Raw genomic sequence first — 2,970 nt, 5'->3', positions numbered from 1 at the left:
AGGGAAAACGGACCGGGCTGAAAACGCTTCGCTCCTCGAACCCCCTCCTCCGAAATGAAGATCGTCTTCCGAGAAGAGGGATGCACCCGGGGCGCGGGAGTTCCGTCAGCCGGGCAGGGTTCCGAGGCGCTTGAAGCGGCCCGGACAAGGCAATCGCCCGAAAGTGTCCATCAGCGCTCCGGGGCGGGGCAAGGATACCGGGCCAGAACTTCTTAGCATCCAAACGGGCCGTGCCGGCAAGGCCGGAAGTCTGTGTGTGCTGGAAGTCCGCTCAAGCGGGCGCGAAATCCGAAAAGCGGATCGCGGCCAAGGTGGCGGATGGGTTTTGAACGAGATTCCGACGTAACCAGTAGCGAGAAATCAGACCATATGAGGCAAGGGCAAAACAACGCCAAGCGCTCGCGCGGACGCAGCGGCCGCAGGCCGCAGCATTCGACCAATCGCGCTTACGACAGCAATGGGCCGGATGTGAAGATTCGCGGCAACGCGACTCACGTCTGCGAGAAATACCAGCAGCTCGCACGCGATGCGATTTCGGCCGGTGACCGGGTGATGGCCGAAAACTATTTTCAGCACGCCGAACATTATTATCGGCTTCTGATGGCCGCTGCCCCAACGGGGCAGGAGGGTCAGGTTCGGCCGCAGAGCAATCTTGCCTATCGTCCGCCGGAAGACGAGGAGGAGGAGACGGATTTCACCTCCGACAATCAGGCCCAGCCGCGTCATCCGGGCCAGCCCTGGCACCAGCAGGGCGGCAACGGCAACGGACAGGGCGGCGAGATGAATGGCGGCCACCGTCAGGACGACGAGGATGAGGGCGAGGATGACGACCGTCAGCCGAACCGGCAGCCTGACCGTCAGGCTCAGCCGCAGGGCGAGCAGGGCGACGGACAGCCGCGCCGCCGTCAGGGCCGGCGCCGCCGTCCGCGTGGCGAAGGCCAGCAGGGCGAGCCGCGCCGCGACGGGGTGCGCGCCGAAGGCAATGGCGGCGACGATGCCGAGCCCCGCGCCGAAGCGCCCGCCACAACGCCCGAGGTTGCACCGGGCGACTGATCGCCCGCCGAGCCTGCCTAGTCTTCAAGAACGAGTTTATCGCCGGGCCTGATCGTGCCCGGCGATTTTACGTGTGCGTAAAGGCCGAGATCGGCATGGTCCCAGTGATGCAGCAGCGTTGCCGGAATTTCCATGTCGCGCGTGCCGGTCGCGGGATCGACATTGGTTGCCGCGCAGCGCACCGTCTTGTGGAAGCCTTCGAACGTCGCGCCGCCGATCTTGAAACGCCGTCCCACCCAGTCGTGATCCTCGAAGGCGTGAAGTCCCTCGACATAAACATTGGCGCGGAAGCGCAGCGGGTTCACATGCGCGCCGATCTTCTCCTCGAGCGCGCGCACGCTTGCCATATTGATGATCGAGACGAGTTTCGCCGGCGCGTCCGAATGCGAAAAACCGGGCGCATGAACGAGGCGGGGTGTGCCCCTGAGTTCGTCCTTCATGTAATCGGCCATGAAGTCCTCGATCGCGGCGCGGCCTTCCGCCGTCATCAGATTCGCGCGCAGCGCCGGCTTGCCGTCCTCCGCGATGTCGAGCGTCGTCGTGGCGTCGTCGAAATGCGTCTTCAGCCGGGCGAGGCGTTCGTCCCGCATCAGCATCAGAAACTTGATCTTCGGAAAATGCTTCGGGTTTTCGGGATCGAAGTCGTGTTTCCCGTTCTCGATGGCGAAAGCGCGATCCCAGGGGAAGGTTCCGCCCGCCTCGAGCGTGACTTCCGCCAGCGCCTCGGGCGAGAGACCCTTGACCGGGTAGCGGTAGAGGCCGACGATTGTCGCGCTGTCTCGCATGCCGTGCCGTCCTGTTTTTCGATGCCGGTCTTCACGATTTCGGCAGGTTTCTGCGACAAACTGGCAGCAGACTGCCTCTTGTGTGACCGTTAAGCAACACCAATATCCGTTGAGGGCCGGTGCCTTTTGAGGGCCGGGCCGGAATTCGGATAAGGCGCTTGGGGCCTCCGCTCCGGAGCGTGCTTGAAAGGAAGACACATGGACCTCGAAAAATACACGGACCGGAGCCGCGGCTTTATCCAGTCCGCGCAAGGGCTTGCGCTGCGCTCGGGTCATCAGCGTTTCACGCCTGAACATGTCCTGAAAGTATTGCTCGACGACGAGGAGGGTCTTGCGGCCGGTCTCATCCGCGCCGCTGGCGGCCGCCCCGATCAGGCATTGACCGGCGTCGAGACGGCGCTTTCGAAAATGCCGAAAGTCGAAGGCTCCGGCGCCGGGCAGCTCTATCTCGCGCCCGAAACGGCGCGCCTCTTCGAGCAGGCCGAGCAGCTTGCCAAGAAGGCCGGCGACAGTTTCGTCACCGCCGAGCGGCTGTTGCTGGCGATCCTGCTGACGCCCGGTTCGGAATCCGAAAAAATTCTCAAAACGGCTGGCGTCACCGCGCAGGCGCTCAACGCCGCCATCGAGAAGGTGCGCAAGGGGCGCAGCGCCGACAGCGCCTCGGCCGAAGACGCTTATGATGCCTTGAAGAAATATGCGCGCGACCTCACCGCCGATGCGCGCTCGGGCAAGCTCGATCCCGTGATCGGCCGCGACGAGGAGATCCGCCGCACCATTCAGGTGCTGTCGCGCCGCACCAAGAACAATCCCGTGCTGATCGGCGAGCCGGGTGTCGGCAAGACGGCGATCGCGGAAGGTCTCGCGCTCCGCATCGTCAATGGCGACGTGCCCGAAAGCCTCAAGCAGAAGCAGCTGATGGCGCTCGATCTCGGTGCGCTGATCGCCGGCGCAAAATATCGCGGCGAGTTCGAGGAGCGCCTCAAGGCCGTGCTTGCCGAAATCAGCGCCTCCGATGGCGGCATCGTTCTCTTCATCGACGAAATGCACCAGCTTGTCGGCGCCGGCAAGACCGATGGCGCGATGGATGCGTCGAACCTCCTGAAGCCGGCGCTGGCGCGCGGCGACCTTCACT

At 64.1% G+C, this 2,970-nt stretch carries 3 protein-coding genes; 2 read left to right on the top strand and 1 reads right to left on the bottom strand.

Going from position 1 to position 2,970, the window contains the following annotated elements; genetic code table 11:
- Positions 1-369 precede the first annotated feature (369 nt).
- Positions 370-1,053 (top strand): DUF4167 domain-containing protein, encoded by a 684-nt coding sequence (locus WEB61_RS10090; protein WP_368064210.1) that lies wholly within the window; start codon positions 370-372, stop codon positions 1,051-1,053.
- A gap of 17 nt (positions 1,054-1,070) precedes the next feature.
- Here WEB61_RS10090 and WEB61_RS10085 read toward each other — a convergent pair whose 3' ends face one another.
- Positions 1,071-1,838: an MOSC domain-containing protein gene (locus tag WEB61_RS10085; RefSeq protein ID WP_368064209.1), complete on the bottom strand. Its 768-nt coding sequence runs from the start codon at positions 1,836-1,838 to the stop codon at positions 1,071-1,073.
- Between the two features lie 198 nt (positions 1,839-2,036).
- Here WEB61_RS10085 and WEB61_RS10080 point away from each other — a divergent pair.
- The coding region (locus WEB61_RS10080; protein ID WP_368064208.1) for a Clp protease N-terminal domain-containing protein at positions 2,037-2,970 on the top strand (934 nt) is incomplete at its 3' end.

The organism is Parvibaculum sp., from assembly GCF_040882025.1.
Lineage (GTDB): Bacteria > Pseudomonadota > Alphaproteobacteria > Parvibaculales > Parvibaculaceae > Parvibaculum.
Note: the sequence above shows the minus strand (reverse complement) of the source record. Positions and strands in the feature narration are given on the sequence as shown.

What these genes read in the sequence shown, in the direction of transcription:
- WEB61_RS10085 (WP_368064209.1), bottom strand. Translation starts at nt 1,838, where the DNA reads ATGCGAGACAGCGCGACAATCGTCGGCCTCTACCGCTACCCGGTCAAG.
- WEB61_RS10090 (WP_368064210.1), top strand. Translation starts at nt 370, where the DNA reads ATGAGGCAAGGGCAAAACAACGCCAAGCGCTCGCGCGGACGCAGCGGC.